The 16,502-nt window shown below is 34.6% G+C and carries 15 protein-coding genes, 2 tRNA genes, 1 other RNA gene and 2 pseudogenes; 10 read left to right on the plus strand and 10 right to left on the minus strand.

Going from position 1 to position 16,502, the window contains the following annotated elements; all coding sequences use genetic code 11:
* Window positions 1-15 precede the first annotated feature (15 nt).
* Both fliL and acpS read left to right on the plus strand, forming a co-directional pair.
* Window positions 16-552, plus strand: coding sequence for a flagellar basal body-associated protein FliL (gene fliL, locus EL158_RS07655; RefSeq protein ID WP_027304516.1), 537 nt, complete (start codon window positions 16-18; stop codon window positions 550-552).
* Window positions 552-899, plus strand: coding sequence for a holo-ACP synthase (gene acpS, locus EL158_RS07660; RefSeq protein ID WP_027304517.1), 348 nt, complete (start codon window positions 552-554; stop codon window positions 897-899). Before fliL ends, acpS begins: the two co-directional genes overlap by 1 nt.
* On the opposite strand, the gene EL158_RS07665 is transcribed toward acpS, so the two are convergent.
* From EL158_RS07665 to EL158_RS07685, 5 genes and pseudogenes are all read right to left on the minus strand, one after another.
* Window positions 900-1,307 carry a hypothetical protein gene (locus EL158_RS07665; protein WP_027304518.1) on the minus strand — a complete coding sequence of 136 codons (408 nt, stop codon included), beginning with the start codon at window positions 1,305-1,307 and terminating at the stop codon, window positions 900-902.
* Window positions 1,304-2,665 carry a cytochrome P450 gene (locus EL158_RS07670; protein ID WP_027304519.1) on the minus strand — a complete coding sequence of 454 codons (1,362 nt, stop codon included), beginning with the start codon at window positions 2,663-2,665 and terminating at the stop codon, window positions 1,304-1,306. The genes EL158_RS07665 and EL158_RS07670 overlap by 4 nt, the downstream gene beginning before the upstream one ends.
* Window position 2,666: 1 nt before the next feature.
* Window positions 2,667-3,794 (minus strand): hypothetical protein, encoded by a 1,128-nt coding sequence (locus EL158_RS07675; RefSeq protein ID WP_027304520.1) that lies wholly within the window; start codon window positions 3,792-3,794, stop codon window positions 2,667-2,669.
* 68 nt (window positions 3,795-3,862) lie between these two features.
* Window positions 3,863-5,050, minus strand: coding sequence for a capsule polysaccharide modification protein KpsS (kpsS, locus tag EL158_RS07680; RefSeq protein WP_027304521.1), 1,188 nt, complete (start codon window positions 5,048-5,050; stop codon window positions 3,863-3,865).
* A 22-nt stretch (window positions 5,051-5,072) separates the two neighbouring features.
* Window positions 5,073-6,203 (minus strand): annotated as a pseudogene (locus tag EL158_RS07685) (capsular polysaccharide export protein, LipB/KpsS family); the annotation flags it as partial.
* Between the two features lie 67 nt (window positions 6,204-6,270).
* Here EL158_RS07685 and EL158_RS07690 point away from each other — a divergent pair.
* The 6 genes from EL158_RS07690 to recO all read left to right on the plus strand — a co-directional run bounded on the left by EL158_RS07690 (window position 6,271) and on the right by recO (window position 9,509).
* The gene (locus EL158_RS07690) at window positions 6,271-7,248 is read left to right on the plus strand and encodes a galactosyltransferase-related protein (protein ID WP_034956078.1); all 978 of its coding nucleotides are present in this window, start codon (window positions 6,271-6,273) and stop codon (window positions 7,246-7,248) included.
* Entirely contained in the window at window positions 7,249-8,232 is a 984-nt protein-coding gene (ribD, locus tag EL158_RS07695; protein ID WP_027304523.1) for a bifunctional diaminohydroxyphosphoribosylaminopyrimidine deaminase/5-amino-6-(5-phosphoribosylamino)uracil reductase RibD, read from the plus strand.
* Window positions 8,210-8,710 carry a hypothetical protein gene (locus tag EL158_RS07700; RefSeq protein WP_027304524.1) on the plus strand — a complete coding sequence of 167 codons (501 nt, stop codon included), beginning with the start codon at window positions 8,210-8,212 and terminating at the stop codon, window positions 8,708-8,710. Before ribD ends, EL158_RS07700 begins: the two co-directional genes overlap by 23 nt.
* Before the next feature lie 14 nt (window positions 8,711-8,724).
* A tRNA-Ala gene (locus EL158_RS07705) sits at window positions 8,725-8,800 on the plus strand.
* Between the two features lie 2 nt (window positions 8,801-8,802).
* Window positions 8,803-8,878: transfer RNA gene (locus EL158_RS07710), tRNA-Val, on the plus strand.
* Window positions 8,879-8,894: 16 nt separating this feature from the next.
* Window positions 8,895-9,509 (plus strand): recombination protein RecO, encoded by a 615-nt coding sequence (gene recO / locus EL158_RS07715; protein WP_027304525.1) that lies wholly within the window; start codon window positions 8,895-8,897, stop codon window positions 9,507-9,509.
* Here recO and EL158_RS07720 read toward each other — a convergent pair.
* Window positions 9,504-11,333 carry a flagellar assembly protein A gene (locus EL158_RS07720; RefSeq protein WP_051529142.1) on the minus strand — a complete coding sequence of 610 codons (1,830 nt, stop codon included), beginning with the start codon at window positions 11,331-11,333 and terminating at the stop codon, window positions 9,504-9,506. The two genes, recO and EL158_RS07720, sit on opposite strands and share 6 nt — an antisense overlap.
* Complete coding sequence (locus EL158_RS07725; RefSeq protein ID WP_034956081.1) at window positions 11,326-12,021, minus strand: bacteriohemerythrin; 696 nt, start codon at window positions 12,019-12,021, stop codon at window positions 11,326-11,328. Before EL158_RS07725 ends, EL158_RS07720 begins: the two co-directional genes overlap by 8 nt.
* A gap of 132 nt (window positions 12,022-12,153) precedes the next feature.
* Here EL158_RS07725 and ffs point away from each other — a divergent pair.
* Window positions 12,154-12,251: signal recognition particle sRNA small type (gene ffs / locus EL158_RS07730), an RNA gene on the plus strand.
* Here ffs and queC read toward each other — a convergent pair.
* A pseudogene (gene queC, locus EL158_RS07735) lies at window positions 12,252-12,917 on the minus strand (7-cyano-7-deazaguanine synthase QueC); the annotation flags it as partial.
* 112 nt (window positions 12,918-13,029) lie between these two features.
* Here queC and EL158_RS07740 point away from each other — a divergent pair.
* The gene (locus EL158_RS07740; protein ID WP_027304528.1) at window positions 13,030-14,259 is read left to right on the plus strand and encodes an HD domain-containing protein; all 1,230 of its coding nucleotides are present in this window, start codon (window positions 13,030-13,032) and stop codon (window positions 14,257-14,259) included.
* 19 nt (window positions 14,260-14,278) lie between these two features.
* Here EL158_RS07740 and trxB read toward each other — a convergent pair whose 3' ends face one another.
* Together trxB and EL158_RS07750 are read right to left on the minus strand one after the other, a co-directional pair.
* Entirely contained in the window at window positions 14,279-15,214 is a 936-nt protein-coding gene (gene trxB / locus EL158_RS07745; protein WP_027304529.1) for a thioredoxin-disulfide reductase, read from the minus strand.
* A gap of 90 nt (window positions 15,215-15,304) precedes the next feature.
* Complete coding sequence (locus EL158_RS07750) at window positions 15,305-16,495, minus strand: molybdopterin molybdotransferase MoeA (RefSeq protein WP_027304530.1); 1,191 nt, start codon at window positions 16,493-16,495, stop codon at window positions 15,305-15,307.
* Between the last annotated feature and the right edge of the window lie 7 nt (window positions 16,496-16,502).

Consider the following 16,502-nt stretch of genomic DNA (forward strand, 5'->3'; position numbering starts at 1 on the left):
TAATAAGGAAGCTTTATGGAAGAAGAAGTAGAAAATTCGGAAGAGAAAAAGAAAAAAGGAAGTTCTCTTGTTATTATCATCATTGTTGTGCTTTTCGTTTTACTTCTTACTATTATGGGCTTTATCGCCTATCTTCTTACCTCCACTTCGAGCGATGAGGGTGCAGTAACCGAAGCACCAAAAGAAGAAGCCAAACCAGCAGCAAAAACCTCTCAAGCACCAACGCAAAGAGGAAGTGATTATGCTAATATCGGTCCTATGTATCCGCTTGAGCCTTTTACCTTAAATTTATTGAGTGATAGTGGTTCGCGTTATGTAAAATGCACCATAGAGCTAGAGCAAAATAGTGAGCTTTTAAAAACAGAGCTTGATAAAAAGGTCGCCATTATCCGTGATGTGATTATACGCACTTTGACGGCTAAGACTTTTGAAGAAATTAGCACGAGTAAGGGTAAAGAAAGACTAAAAGACGAGCTTGTCGGTAAAATCAATGAAATTTTAACGGACGGCTTTATTAAAAATGTCTATTTTACGGATTTTGTCGTTTCTTAATGCGTGTGGGTTGTGATTTAATTTCCATAGAAAGAGTAGAAAAAATTTACAACAAACACGGCAAAATTTTTTTAGATAAATTCCTAAGCCCTGAGGAGCAAAAACTCATCAAAAATTCAGCTACCTTAGCTGGCTTTTGGGCGGCGAAAGAAGCGGCAAGTAAGGCTCTTGGGGTTGGGATTTCTAAGCATTGTGGCTTTTTAGATATGACAATTTCAAAAAGCAAAAAAAATGCCCCTAAAATCAAATTTTGTAAAAAAACTAAACGCAAATTTCACATCAAAAAAGCTAAGGTAAGTATCACGCACGATAAGGGCGTGGCTATGGCTGTTGTGATTGTAAAGTAATTATTTTCCTATGGTTTGTTGGTCAAGCTTTCTTGAAAGGATGAAATCGACCACAGGTTGTTCTCTGCGGTTTGCCCTTTTGCAATGATCTTTTTGAAAAAAATCGGTGATTTTAATGACTATTTTCGCCCACTTTTTACGATTTCTCTCTCGCCAAGCGTGAGAGGATACGCTCTCCCAAGCATAGCCGTTAAATAAACTTGCATTGACAAAATGATCCAAAGCCCTAACTCCCTGTCTTGCTCTAGCTGTGCTAAAAAAAGTCCCTACAATCACAATGAACAAATAGCCAAGCACTGCCAAAGGCACAATGGCACAGAGTAAAATCGTCCCCGCTAATTTTTCCTTAAGGCTTCCTTTGATATTTTTCCGCACTTTTGCACGAATTCTAGGTTCTAATTTTTTCATCGTTTGCTAAATTTAATCCACATTCCATTAAGGGAGCGAATTGTAAGTCGCCCAACGACATCTGGCACAAAGCCTTCTTTAAGCTCAAGCTTATAAGTTTTTAAAATATTTGCTAAAATAAGAATTGCTTCTTGCATAGCAAAGCCCTGTCCTATGCAAATCCTCTCTCCCATACCAAAAGGTAAATACGCCTCTTTTTTATACTCTCTTTCAAAACGCGAAGGATCAAAGCCGTGAGGATTTTGCCAAAAAAGCTCGTGGCGATGAATCAGCCAAGGTGCTATCACAACGCCAGAGCCTTGCTTGATGAGCTTATCTCTTACCTGTGTATCTTTTTTAGCTTCTCTTGCAAAAAAGCCTACAGGTGGGTAAAGCCTTAAAGACTCTTTAAAGACATTGGTGAGAAATTTAAATTGTCTAAGATGGGCGATTTTTATCTCCTTGCTATCTTGCAAAATTTCGCAAATTTCATTATAAGCTCTTTCTTGCTCCTCAGGATACAAGCTTAAAAGATATAAAGTCCAAGTAAGAGAGCTAGCGGTCGTTTCGTGTCCTGCTAAAAATAGCATTGCCACTTGGTCTAAAATTTCCTCAAAAGAAAATCTTTGATTTGTCTTTGCATCGATAACTAAAAGTAAAGAAGAAAGTATATCCTCATAATCGCTTTTTTCTAAATTTGCTTCATAACGCGGTTTTATAATATCACTTAAAGCCTTTCTTATCAGCTCTCCTGCCTTAGCTCTTTTTCTATCTCCTAGCAGATAAGAAAGCCATTTTGGAAAATAAAACATCCCCCGCATCGCCGTTCTAACGCTTTCTTCTTGAAAGGTCGCAAAGGCTTCTAAAATTTGCCTACCTTGCACTTCATCAAGTTTAGAGGACATAATCGTTCTAAAAATCACATCAGCAGTTACGAAAGTCATCATTTCATCGACTTCTATGTAAGAATTATCGGGGTATTTTTCAAAACGCCTCATTAAATCCGCCACCGCTTCGCTCATCAAATTAAAAACCTTAGAAATTCGAGTCAGCTCAAAGCTAGGTTTTAAAAGCTCTCTTTGCTTATGCCACACCTCACCATTTGTTGTGAAAATGCTCTCTCCTAGCAAGGGACTTAAAAGCCTATGTAAAAGCTCACTTTTAGGAAATTCCCTCACTTCATCGACCATCATTCTTTTAACTTCTTTGGTATCATTAATCACATAAAGATCGAAATTTGGCATTTTCACATAGCCTGTTTGCATTTGATAACTTCTTTCATAAAGTCCGTCTAGCCAAGAGCGTCTTTTAAGCAAAAAGGTTAGTAAAGTCGAAGCCTTGTTTTTATAAGGTTTTGGAAAAAAGGGACACTCACTCATTTTAATCCTTAATCTTTTCTTCTAAAAATCGATCTAAAATGATGAAGTTGAAAAAATCATAACCCCCATCATTTTCTACACTCATTAAATACAAAAAATGCGCCTTATTTTTATCACGCTTGATTTTTTGATAATTTTGCGATTCGTAAAGGGTGTGAAAGCGCGGATTTAAAAGCTTTGGTCCAAAATGCTCTTTCGCATAAACTCCGCTTGTTCTTATAAAATCTACCTGCGGAAAACACGCCCCATCAATTATCGAAGTATAATCATACCATTTTAAGTCAAACCCAGCGACAAATTCGAGCTTTTTTCTAAAATCTGTGGATTTTTTTTGATAGCTCACTAAGGGGATACACTCGCCAAGCGTGAGAATTTTAAGCTTAGAAAAATCGACCCCATTTTCTTTACAAAGGATTAAAATTCTAGCTAAAACCTCAATGCAAAGCACACATCCCACACTATGCGTTAGTAAAATAAGCTCATAATTTTGCTCTTTATTTTCTTTAAGAGTATGATAAATTTTTTGAGAAAAAAGCTCCATTTTTTCTTCCAAAGCCCCCTTTTTTCTCTCTTGCCAATTTGCACAAAAAGAGCAAATTCTAGCAATCCAAAAAACGGCTAATTTTTTCCCATAATAAAATAAAAAACGATTAAGATAAAAAGCGAGTAAAATTCCCACCCCAATAGCCAAAAATAAAGGCACATAAAAATAAAGCAAATAAAAAGCGAAAAAACCAAGCCCTAAAGAAAATAGCAAAGAAAAAAGCACATAAAAAAAGGGGTAATAGCCCGTGATTAATTGATAAATGCTTTCTTTACCAAATTTAATAAAAAGTCCCGTAATGGTATAAATTCTAAAAAAGCTGTAACAATCATAAAGTGCGTCTTTATAATTTTGCGACCAATTCTTTTTAACGATATCATTCCACGCTAAAAAAGTATAGCGACACGAGACATTTTCCGCCTCCACGCTCCAAAAGGGAAAGTCCTCATCAGTATGGCTTTTAGAAAGCTTGGCTTTAATCTTAAAGCGTTTTTGATACTCCTCTAAATTTCTTTTAAATAATAAATAATAATACCGATATCCCTTAGGGTCATACCCTGCTATATAAAACACATCTCTTTTTATCATTTTAAAAACTCAAATTTAATTTTTGAAATTATAACGCAAGAAAATGATTTAACAAAAGGCTAATTTTATCTCATTAAAGAGGAATTTTTGTAAAAATTGCCATTGATTTGATTTGTTTGAAGGAGATATTTTTTAAATTGTGAAACAAGTAAGGAATTTGGCTTATAAGCGTGGGCTTCACGCCAGAAAAAATGAAGTTTCTTAGGATAAGTCAACCCCTCAAAATCATAAAAAGCCTCCCCACACACCTTAGTAGGACAGCCCTCCATAATCGCACTAAGTCCTACTGTGGAATTTATGGTAATGCAGCCTAGAGCATTTTGAAGTAAAAGTGGCAAATAGCTATCATGCACATATAAAATGCGTCCTTCGACATGGTATTTCTCGCTTAATTTCTCTATCAAAGCGGCGTAATTTCTATATCCTCTATCCATAGGGTGATGTTTAAAGACGAGGTAAGATTTAGCTCTTGCGTGATTAGCAAAAGAAAGGATAGTTTCTTCGATAAAATGCTCAATATCTTTTTTGTAGTGATGTAAAATTTGTGTGTCATTATAGACTTGTAAAATGGCTAAAAAATATTTTTTTTCTAGTTTATAAATTTTAGAATTGAGCCTTTTTTCACTGATTTTATACTTGTATTTTAAAAACAAAGCCTTAAACCAAGCAAACATTTCTAAAGGATTTAAAGGGCGGTGATGCAAAGAATTATTAAAAAATGGAGCTAAAATAAAGGCAAAAAACCAGTATAAAAAGCTATAAAAACCCATAAATTTAAAGCCACCTGGTATTTTTTTTATCTCAGTGCCGACATCTTTTAAATTTAAGCTTAAATAGAAATTTTTATCGCGTGGCATAGTCGAGTTTGCATTAACCCCATCTTTTTCTAAGGTGATACAATAAGGTCTTAAATACCCCTCCTCAAAAACCCACACCGCAATGCCCAGCTTTTTGGCGATTTCCAAGCCTGTATGATTGACAAAACGGCAGTCATTATATATCAAAACGACCTCAATTTGATTTTGCGTGAAAAAATCCTCATAAAAAGCGGCTAAATTTTCTTTGCTACCTCTATAAATTCGTCCCTTAGGATAAAAGAAAAAGTCTCCGCCGTTAAAATTGATTTTTACAATTTTCGCGTCCATTTTTTTAAGCTTTGCTCCCAAACGCGAGAAGAAATTTCCCACAGGACCTTGTAAAAGTGCGACATTTTTACCACTAAATTCTTTTTTTAACAAAAGATCAAATTGCATACTTTTACCCCCCCCCCCCCCCTCATTTTTTAAATCCTCTCATTGTTTCCCAAGTGCGTCTTAATTTCCTTAAAGCATAATTCCTAGAATCTATCCCCCACTTAATGTAGAATTTCGAAAAATATGCCCTTTGCATTTGTGTGATGATGTCTAAACTCGTCTCAACCTCACATAAATTCTTAGTTTTAGGATGTAAATAAAGCGGATAAAGAATCAAAACTCCAGCCACAAGCTCTTCAAGGCTTAATTTTCTACTTCGGCGTTTAATTTCGACCCTATCTTCACTTAGTCCCCAGCCTGCATAAAAAGGTGTGCCATAAACGACAACCTTTTTTCTCCTTAAAAGTGCGTCAAAACCAGCAGTTGAGGTAATGGTATGCACTTCATCACTTGCTTCTATGGCACTATGGATACTAGAATGACGCAACATTTCATCACAAATTTGCAAAATGATTTTTTCATCTTTCAAGCCTTTGCGATTTCCGCTTAAAACATCAGGGTGAGGTTTAAAAACTAGATGGGCGTTAGGATTTTCCTCTCTCACTTTTTGGATAAATTGCAAGGTATCAAGCCCTCCACCTCCCAAGAGCATAGAGGCGTCATCTTCGACTTGAGCGGGGATTAAGATAATTTTTTGCCCGGTCTTAGCTTTAAAGTGTAAATTGTCGTGTTTGAGGGTATTATATTTAGAAATTTTATAAAGCTTTAATTTTTCAATTAAGCTTTTTGCCCTTTTTAAAAGCTCTTCATCAAAGTTGTGATTTTGTAAAATTTCTTCTAAATCGCTTGGTTTTGAAGCATCGATGTAAAGCCCCTTGCTATCGACTACTAAAGAAAAAGGACGCGTAAGGTCAGAGCCTAAAGACACCGAACGGATAAAGCCATCTTCAACAAAACAAATTTTTGGTTTTAAATTTGCGTTTTGTTTCGCAATTTGCGTTTTTAAATCCTCTTTTTCTAGGCGTTTGCCCCAGATTAAAAACACATCATCATCATTTAGTCTAAATTTCTCAAGCTCCTTTAAAGAATTTAAAAAATGCATACTTTTAGCCTTAAAAAATGCCTTCACAAAAGAACGCTTCCATAAAGTAAAACCGAGAAAAAAAAGACGATGATTACTAAACACCCACACCCTTTTAACAAATTCTTTATATTATAACTTTTAAAGCTATCTATTTAGTAAATTTAAGTTTTGTTATAATTGCGTTTAAAGGAAAAATATGAAATATAGCATTATTATCCCTGTGGATTTAAAACTTCGCCCCCTTGATATTCTTAAAAAAGTAAGGCTCATCTTACAAAGGGCTAATGAGGATACAGAACTCATTTTTGGGCATAATGATAGAGGGGGATTTTTTGATAAAAAGCTTAAAAAACTCATCGCTACTAAAAAAAATGCCAAATTAGCCTCCAAACCCTTTTATAAAGAGCTTATCTGCCAAGCCTTGCTAAGAAATGAAGCCTTTAAACTTAGCTCTTGTGAATATATTTATTTAATGGATGTAGATTGCTTACTTGATGAGCAGGTCAATTTAGCTTGTATTAAGGAGCTTCAAAGTGGTCAAAGTGAATTTATGTTTTTGCCTTGTCTTTATCTTTCATCTAAAGGCTCAAGAGTTGTTTTGAAAAAGAGTCGTGAAGAGCTTTTTGACGCTTTTATCACTTATAAAAAGGACTTATTTACTAGCCTTGCCCTGCCTAGTGCTTGCATTTTTATGAAAAGGGCTGATTATATTGCTATTGGGGGCTTTGATGAGAATTTTAGGGGGCGTGGGGGAGAGGACTTTGACTTTATGCTGCGTCTTGCTTTATTTAAAAAGGCTTTGACACCGAGTAAGGATTTAATGGACAATGTTTTTTATAAAGCCCCCTTGCTTTCAAGTGGCTTTCGTAAATATCTTGCCTTTTTTTCTTTGCCATATTTTTTTGAAAAAAGGGTGATTTTTCACATACATCATAGTAGAAATAGGCTTCGTGCTTATTTTAGACGCTATGGACAAAACGCCCAAATTTTAGAGCAAAAACGCTATTTTGAAGAGGAAAATTTAAGTCCTTATGGAAAATCTTTACTCAAGCTTTATGAAAGCTTATGCCACAAATATCAAATTAATCTTGACACTTACTCCATTTTATTTCACGATTATCGTCCTAAACTTTTGAGTTTGGAGAGATTTTTACTTTTTTTAAAGAGACTTTAAATGAAAGAATTTTATATGAATTTAGCCCTAAAAGAGGCTTGGAAATATCAATTTTTAACTTACCCTAATCCAGCAGTTGGTTGCGTTATCCTTGATAAAAATAATCAAATTTTAAGCATTAAAGCCCACGAAAAACAAGGCGAAGCTCACGCTGAATTAAACGCTATTAAAGAAGCCTTAAAGGTTTTAAAGCCCGAATTTAATTTCCCAAAAGAGCCAAATGCCCTGCATGATTTTATCCTTACAAATCATCAAAAACTCCTACAAAACGCTACCGCTTTTGTAACTTTAGAGCCTTGCGCACATCAGGGTAAAACTCCACCTTGTGCGAAGCTTTTTAGCACGCTTAAATTTAAAAAAGTTTTTGTAAGTGTTAAAGATGAAAATCAAATCGCAAGCGGTGGGGCGGAGTTTTTAAGGCAAAATGGTATTTTAGTGGAAATGGGAATTTTAGAAAAAGAGGGTAGGGAGCTTTTAAAGCCTTTTTTAAAATGGCAAAAGGGCACTTTCAAGCTTTTTAAACTCGCCCTAAGTCTTAATGGCAGCGCTTTAGGCAAATTTATTAGCAATGAAACAAGCCGCACTTATGCGCATCAAATTCGCTCCATTATCGATCTTTTAGTCGTTGGTGGAGGGACTTTAAGAAAAGATCGCCCCATTTTAGACTCTAGACTTTGTGGAGGTAAAGCACCAAATCTTTGCATTTTAAGTCGTCAAAATTTAGAAAGTTTTGATAAAACTATCCCCGCTTTTAATGTCAAAAATCGCCAAATTTTCACGCAAATTCCTTCTAATGCGAAATTTTTAATGTATGAGGGTGGGGCGGAGTTTTTAAAAAGCTTTAAGAATCAAATGGATATGTTTTTAATCTTTCACAATGCTAAATTTAATCAAGAAGAAAATGTCAAACTTGATTTAGAATTAAGACCGCTTTTTAAAGGAAATTTTAAGGAGGATAGTTATGGAATTTACGAGCTTTTATAATTATGCAAGGAGTGATTTAAAATGCTTAAAAATTCAAAGTTTTGAGAAAAATCACACCCTTTATACGCTTCATTTTAAGCAAGACACTCTTAATCCAAACGCCCTAAGTTTGCAGTATAAAAGCCTTAAGCATTATCATTTTAAGGAAAATGACACACTTTTGCTCTGTCATTTAGAGGGTAAAATCATACTTTTTCATAATCTCACCCAAAAAGAAGATAATTTTAAAGAGGCTAAAATAAAACATTGCATTTTTTTATGTTTTTTGGGAATTTTTGCTCTACTTTTTGCCTTTTTTGCAGCGATTAACGCCTTTGCTTTGCTTTATCTTATTTTACTCAGTGCGAATTTAATTTTGCTTGTTTTAGCCTTTATTAATCTTGGCTTACTTTTTAAGCAAATTCGCATTTTAAAAACGAGTAAGCAAAGTGAAATTGAAGATTTTTTAAAACAAAATTTAAGCAAAAATTCGGCATAATTAGCGTTTTTTGTGGGGCATTAGCTCAGCTGGGAGAGCACGACGCTGGCAGCGTCGGGGTCAGCGGTTCGAGCCCGCTATGCTCCACCAGTGGTTCCGTAGCTCAGTTGGTAGAGCACTACCTTGACATGGTAGTGGTCGTTGGTTCGATTCCAATCGGAGCCACCATTTTTAAAGGCTTCATTTGCAAGGCTTCATTTTGCACACACAAAGGGTTAGAGACGAGGATTTGATCGTCTATATTTTAAGCCCTAAGACACTTTTAAAGACTTATAGATTTTACGGCTTAAGGCATTCTAGTATATTAAGTGGATATAAGATAGATTTTGCTCTTGAGGAAAATTCTAGCTTTTTGCCTCGTCTTAAAGATGTGCTTCATTTAGGTTTTTCGTGGATTTTAGATAGAGAGAAAATGCTTTTTTGGCAGGAATTTATACGCCTTTTATATGGGCATTTAAAAGAGGTAAGTGAGCTTGATAGCTTTTATTTTGACTTGCTTGATGAATGTGCCAAACGCTTTTTAAAGCAAAATCCAAAAAGAGTCATTCTAGATGCTTATGTGAGAATTTTAGAATTTGAGGGGAGGCTGCATAAAGACTTCATTTGCTTTGCTTGTGATGAAAAAATTAAAGGCAATATCACGCTTTTAAGAGCCTTTTTACCTTCGCACGATTTTTGTGCTTTTTCTTATGAATTTCCCCATCAAAAGCTTGAAATTTTTTATGAGAAGAAAAACTGCTCCATTTTTAATGACGAGGAAATTCACAAGCTTTATGAGCTTGTTAAGCAGGGCTTATGAATCTTCTTGTAAAAATTCCAAAAAAGGTGCTTTAAGTGTTTCTATTTCACTTTCATCATATTTTTCCTCACATTCAATTCCTTTTTCTTTCAATCTATAAAGCCCTTGTTTTTTAAGTTCTAAATAGACATTTTTCACGCCATCAAATTCTAAAATATTATCTTCTTCTTTTATTTCAGCTTGGATATAAATTTTGACTTTAAATATCATATTTTCAAGACTTTCAAGTCGTCTTTTTGTTTCATATTTTAAAGCGACAAGTTTTTTATATTTTACAACACTTACTTGGTATCTTTGTAAAATATCTTCATAAATCTCTATAATTTTAGTATCTACTTGATTGGCATATTTGTTTTTCTTCAACTTGATAACTTTTGCTTGATTTGTTACAAGATAAGTGTAAAAATTTTGCTTTTGTTTTAATAGGGTTGTTAATTTGATATTGATTTTAGCAAATAAAGCTTTAAGTTCTTTTGTTTCGTCTTCACATTTATTTATTGTAAAACAAACTTCTGGAGAGACTTTTATGCGATTATTTGCCTTGATATTTTTAAGAATAATTAAATTTTTCTTAGGATAGAGCTTATTATCCATAAATAAATCTTCAATAAAAATATTATCCGCTTCTATTTTGGAAGCGATACAACGCTTTACATAAACATTTTTTGCCTTAATCTCACCTCGTTCTAAATTATTGATAAAAACGACATCTCCCTCAAAAAATCCTTTATGATTTGCTATAAAAGCACTTTGTGCGTAAATTTTTGATTTTGCGTGTGTAGCACCTGAAATTTGAAGTTTGGCGGCTTTTAGTTCTGTCGCACCCACATGTCCTTCGATATTGACATTAGCGGCTTTTATATTGACTATTCCTGATTTTACAGCATCATCATTGAAATTTTTATTTGAAACTTCGATATTAATTTCCTCATCTAAATCTGTTTTAATTGAACCTGTATTTTTTAAATCTACTTTCGATACTTTTAAGGAATTATTTACACTAAAGCCCTCAATATCCTTAGTCAAAAAACCATAATTTGCACTAAAATATTGTATTCTATCTTCTAATTCTTTGGTGTAAATGCTATCATCTTTTAATTTGATCGCATTAAGTTCTTCTTCCAAAGGTTCTATTTTTAGTAATTCTCCTCTTAGATTTCGCCCAATTTTCCCTAGTTTTCTATACATATATTCAAATAAAAGCTCATCTTTTTGCACAGGTTGAGAATATTGTCTTTCATCATATGTTCTACCCTCACTCATTTCAACCTTTGTGTTTCTGTGAAAAATAAGTTTCGCATTTTGATGAGGGATTTCGCTCACGCCTCTTGCAACTATAAATTCAAAACCATCAGCCTTATCTTCTTTAAGCAAAGCAATACACTCATCTAAATTTCTTTCTAAATCCCTATCCAAACGCAAAATAAGAATTTTGTGTTTAATTAAAGTTTTATATAAAGCCTGTTTTAAATGATGATTGACATTTACATTAGAATCTATTTTTTCATAATTTAAACGAGCTTTTATAAGAGTTAAATTTGCATTAGTTCCTAAAGTAAATTTAAAAGGATTGTTGCTTGTTTTAGGAAAAATTTCTATCTTGAATTCTTGATGAATGGTATCATAATTTTTCACAAAAAAATCATCAGAATAAAACACTTCAAGATCAGTTCTAGGATAATTTTTGCTTCTTGGTGGATTTTGTTTGATGCCAAAAGTGTTAAAGTCTAAAATGCGAAAATCTAAGTCAAAATCACACTCTTTTTGCTCAGACTGCAAAACTTTAAAAGGATTTTTTGTTTGTAAGGCTTTATTTTCAAACATCATTTTTTCCTATTTTTATAAATTCTTTTTCTAAATATGAAAGATCCTTAATTTCCCCTTCTTCCCACAATACTAAAATTTGCTCACAAACTTCACATTTTAAAACACTCTCTTCTTTTAAAAGCTCCTCATGTATGCTTTTTGGCATTTGATGAATTTTATCCTCGCACATACAAAGATATTTAAAGCATTCTTCTTGGTCTATAGCGGGATTTCTTAAAGTTTGTATAGTTTTGTAAGTTTTTAAGCTAAAATGCACTTCGTTAAGATGAATTGCTCTATATTTGTAAGCATCAATCCACTTATCATCAACGCAAAAATGTTTAGAAATCCAATCTCTTGTCAAACTAGCAAGCTCTTTGGCAAATGTTTGAGGGTTTTTGGAGTGATTTAAAAGCTCTTTGGTTTTTTCCACTAAAACTCTATGCGCTTCCTTATGTTCTTCTAGCAATGGATAATCGATCTCTTTCATATAGGCTTCCTCATCTTTAAAATGAATTTTGATATAATCAAAAAGCCTTATAATTATTTTTTTAAGCTCTTCTTGTAAGGAGTCATCATAATGCTCTAAAACCTCTTTAGCAAGTTCATTGGCATGATTTGTGATGTCAAATATAAGCTCGTGTTGCTTATCTAGCGTGTAGTTGTTAATGCTAAATTCTTTATTCCATTCAATTTTTTTATTCATTTTAATCCTTCTATTCAATATTAATCGATTTTATATATTTTTTAATATATTTTATCAAAAAAAAAAAAACAAAATTAAATTTTTAATAACTCAACGCTTTTTAAGGCAAAATCATTATAATTTCATCGCCTTTTCTCAGACCTGTGCAATGTTTTCTTTAAGCAAAGCTTCAGGGTGGGAACACAGCAGAGCACTTGAATTTAATGTGTGCCGCAGTCATCTGGGGAGAGGTTTTCATATTCTATCTTATCCTTAATTCCCGCTTTTTCAAAGCCCTTTAGCCTTAATAAACAGCTATCGCAAGCACCGCAAGCCTTATCCTCACTCTCATAACAAGACCAAGTTAGCTCTAAAGGCACATTTTCTTTTAAAGCAAGACTTACAATTTCAGCTTTATTTAAATGCACCAAAGGCGTTTTAATGCTTAGTTTAAATCCCTCACTCGTGCCTTCATTGATAAAATTTTCCGCCTTTTTGATAAAATTCTCACTACAATCAGGATAACCGCTACTATCCTCCTCGACCACCCCTATATAAAGAGCCTCGCAGCCCTCTTTTTCTGCTAAAGAAGCCGCTATGCTTAAAAATATGCCGTTTCTAAAAGGCACATAAGTTATAGGCAAAGTGCTTTCGTGTAAGGAATTTTTAGGCACAGCAAGACTTTCATCAACCAAAGCATTTCCGCCTATGTCTTTAAGAAAACTTGCATTTAAAACATAGTGTTTTAAAACGCCCAAATGCTCACAAATTTGATGAAAACACTCTTTTTCTTTTCTTTTGGTGCGCTGATTATAGTCAAAATGCAAAGCGATAATTTCAAAGCCTTCCTTCTTTGCCAAATACGCACACAAAGCACTATCCATACCGCCACTTATGATACATAAAGCCTTTTTCATTTTTTCTCTTTATAAATTTTTCTAGCATATCGGCAAAATCATTTTAAAATTTAATATCTTGCAAAAAAAATCATAAAAATTTATAATAATGCCTTCAATGAAAGGATAAAAAATGATTAATATTAAATTAATAGAGCATATCTTTAAAGCCGCTTCTATAAGTCGCTGGAACGATTATCCTAGAATGGCAAATTTAGTCGAGCTTGACAAGCAAGCGCATAAATTCATTATCGCTTATTTTATCGCTAAAATGGAAAAAGATGTCGATATGAGAGTGATTATAGAGGGAGGAATTTTTGAATTTTTGAGCCGCGTTGTGGTTACTGACATACGCCCTGATGTGTATCATCAAATCGTGCGTCAAAAAAAAGATGAGGTGAATCATTGGGTTTTTAGCATTTTAGAACCTATGATAGAAAATATTGAAAATGGTGAATTTCTTAAACGCTTTGAAAATTATATTAAAGGTAACGATTATCCAAAAGAAAGGCTTATTTTAAAAGCAGCTTCTTATTTTGCCACGCGTTGGGAATTTAATATTGTTTATCAAACTTCTTCTTTTTTAAATGATATTGAGGAGATTAAAAATAAGGTCGAAGAGGAGCTGGAGGACTATTATGAGCTTATCGGTGCTAGGAAAATTGCCTTAAATCAAAAAATAGCAAAACTTGTGGATTTAAGTGGGAGGCTTCGTTTTCAAAAGCGTTGGGCGCAAACACCTCGTATCCCTGAAACTGCCGTGCTAGGACATATGCTTGTTGTGGCGATTTTGGGATATTTTTATTCCCTTAGCATTAAAGCTTGTGATAAAAGATTAGAAAATAATTTTTATTGTGCCTTATTTCACGACCTACCAGAAAGCTTAACGCGTGATATTATAAGCCCTGTAAAATACGGCATAAGCGGACTTCATACCATTATAAACGATTATGAAATGCAGCTTATTAATGATAAAATTCTACCCTTTGTCCCCGAACACTTAAGAGCTGAATTTGCTTATATTTTAGGCATTAGAGAGGGAAGAAATGGTGAGGATAAATGGGTCAAAAATGAATTTGAAAATCGCACCTTTAAAAATGGCAAGATCGAGCTTTGCAGTGGGAGTTTAAATATCTGTAATGAAAATGAATTTGGTGCTATTGACGGCAAGGCACTTAAATACTGCGATAAATTCGCCGCCTTTATTGAGGCTGGACTTTCTATAAGTTATGGAGTGAAATCCAAGGAGCTTTTAAGCGGCTTTAATGAAATGTTTAAATTTTTCTCTCAAAATAAAAGCATAGAGGGAGTTAATTTTCTCACACTTTGTGAAGAATTAAAAAAGGAATTTAATATCGCTTAAAAAGGGCTTTACGCCCCTTTTAATGCAAACTTTCTATGTAAGCTAGAGCTGAAAGTGCTGCCACAGCTCCGTCTCCAGCCGCACAAATAACTTGTTTGGGAGCATCTTGTCTTAAATCTCCTGCTGCAAAAAGTCCGGGGATATTTGTTTGCATTTTGAGATTAACGCTGACTTGCCCACCCTGCTCCATTTTACACAAAAATGAGCCATCATCTTGTTTTAAAATTTCATTACGCACATCAAGCCCTACGAAAGTAAAGATTCCCGGCACCTTTAAATCTCTCTCGCCATTTTTTAGCTCAAGTTTCACGCCTAAAACTCCACTTGCATCGCCATAGACTTCGTTAATACTTGCATTTGTGATAAGTTCGATTTTTTCATTTTTCTTAACCTTTTCTACCGTGCTAGGAGCAGCTCTAAATGTATCGCGGCGGTGGATTAGATAAATTTTAGAGCAGATATTTGCGAGATATAAAGCCTCCTCAAGTGCTGTATCGCCACCACCTAAAACGGCGACTTCTTTATTTTTATAAAAAAAGCCATCGCAAGTCGCACAAGTGCTAACCCCACGCCCAAAAAACTCATCTTCGCCTTTAAACCCTGCTTTTCTAGGTGCTGAACCCGTGCAAACAATTACCGCTTTAGCCACTTCACTCTTTCCTCCCTCAAGAATGATTGTAAAAGTGGCGTCTTCATTTTTACTAATCTTTTCAACGCCGACCATTTCGTGCTTTAAGCCAAAACGCATACATTGCTCACCCCAAGGAGCCATAAAGGAAATTCCATCCATTACTTGGGCGACTCCGGGGTAATTTTCAATTTCAGAGCTTGAAGTGATCTGCCCTCCTGGCATACCCTTTTCAAACATCACAACATTTTTAAGACCGCCTCTTGTCGCGTAAAGTCCCGCACTAAGTCCCGCAGGACCACCACCTATAATCGCTAAATCTAACATCATTTTTCCTTTAAATTTTTATTTATGCCAAATGATACAAAAAATTTCTTAAGGCTAGTTAATAAAAATTATTATTTGCAAAAATTTGCACTAGGGCATTAAGATTATATCTACTAAGGTTCCTTTTTGCACTTTTTCGCACTCTTTTGGGACTATCATTAAGGCGGCTTTGTTGTTAAGATTATTGATAATTGCACTTGAGCCGTCTTTTTTACCCTTTAAATTGACATAAATTTTACCCTCTTTAAATTCGACATTGCACGCGACAAATTCTAAATAAGGGCTTTTTTTAACATAATCTTGCTCCAAAAAAGCGTGTAAAATATAATCCTTTTTTTGCAAAAGCCAAGCGTTTAAAATTTCTCTTGCATATAAATTAAACATCACCATAGCAGAGTATGGAAAGCCGGGCAGTGCAAGGATAAATTTCTCCTCAAATTGAGCGATTTTAATGTGGCGACCGGGCTTGATATCAACTTTATCAATGATGATTTTATACGCTCTTACCGCTTTTTTTAAAAAGTCAAAATCTCCCATAGAAACGCCCCCTGTTGTGATTAAAATATCGCAAGTTTTAAGGGCATTTTCTAAGGTGCTTTGCGTGAGTTTTTCTTCATCTTTTAAAAGGGGGAAGACTCTAGCTTCACAGCCTAATTTTTGTGCTAAATTCGCTAAGGCGATGTGATTTGATGAGCGAATTTGCGCAGGATTTTCCAAAGCCTCACCCAAGTCCTTAATCTCACTTCCACTACTTAAAACTCCCACCACAGGACGCAAAAAAACGCTAATGTGAAAAAAGCCAAGTTCAGCTAAAAGCGCTATCTCACTATAATCGAGTTTCGTTCCTCTTGCTAACAAAAGCTCATCTTTTTGATAGCTCTCCCCTACTTTTCTTACCGCAAACCCCTTTTTAACCGCTTCTTTAATGTAGATTTGCCCCTCCTTTAATTCCACATTTTCCACAGGCACCAAAGTATCACTACCCTCACTCATCAAAGATCCTGTGAAAGTTTTCACACAAGTGCCACTTTCGACCTTAAATTCAGGCATTTTCCCTGCTGGAGTAACGCCTAAAACTCTCAATGGCTTGTTTTGCTCGTCAAATTTGAGTGCGTAGCCGTCCATAGCAGAGATGGGGAATTCGGGGTAGTTTTTAAGGGCTTTGATATCTTGAGCTAAAATGCGTCCTAGACACTGCGTTAGGGCGACTTTCTCCACCTTTTCATAGGGCTTAATATGTGCTTTTAAAAGCTCTAAACTTGTTTCATAAGACATTAACATTGTTTAT

Source organism: Campylobacter upsaliensis, assembly GCF_900637395.1.
GTDB classification, from domain to species: Bacteria; Campylobacterota; Campylobacteria; order Campylobacterales; family Campylobacteraceae; genus Campylobacter_D; species Campylobacter_D upsaliensis.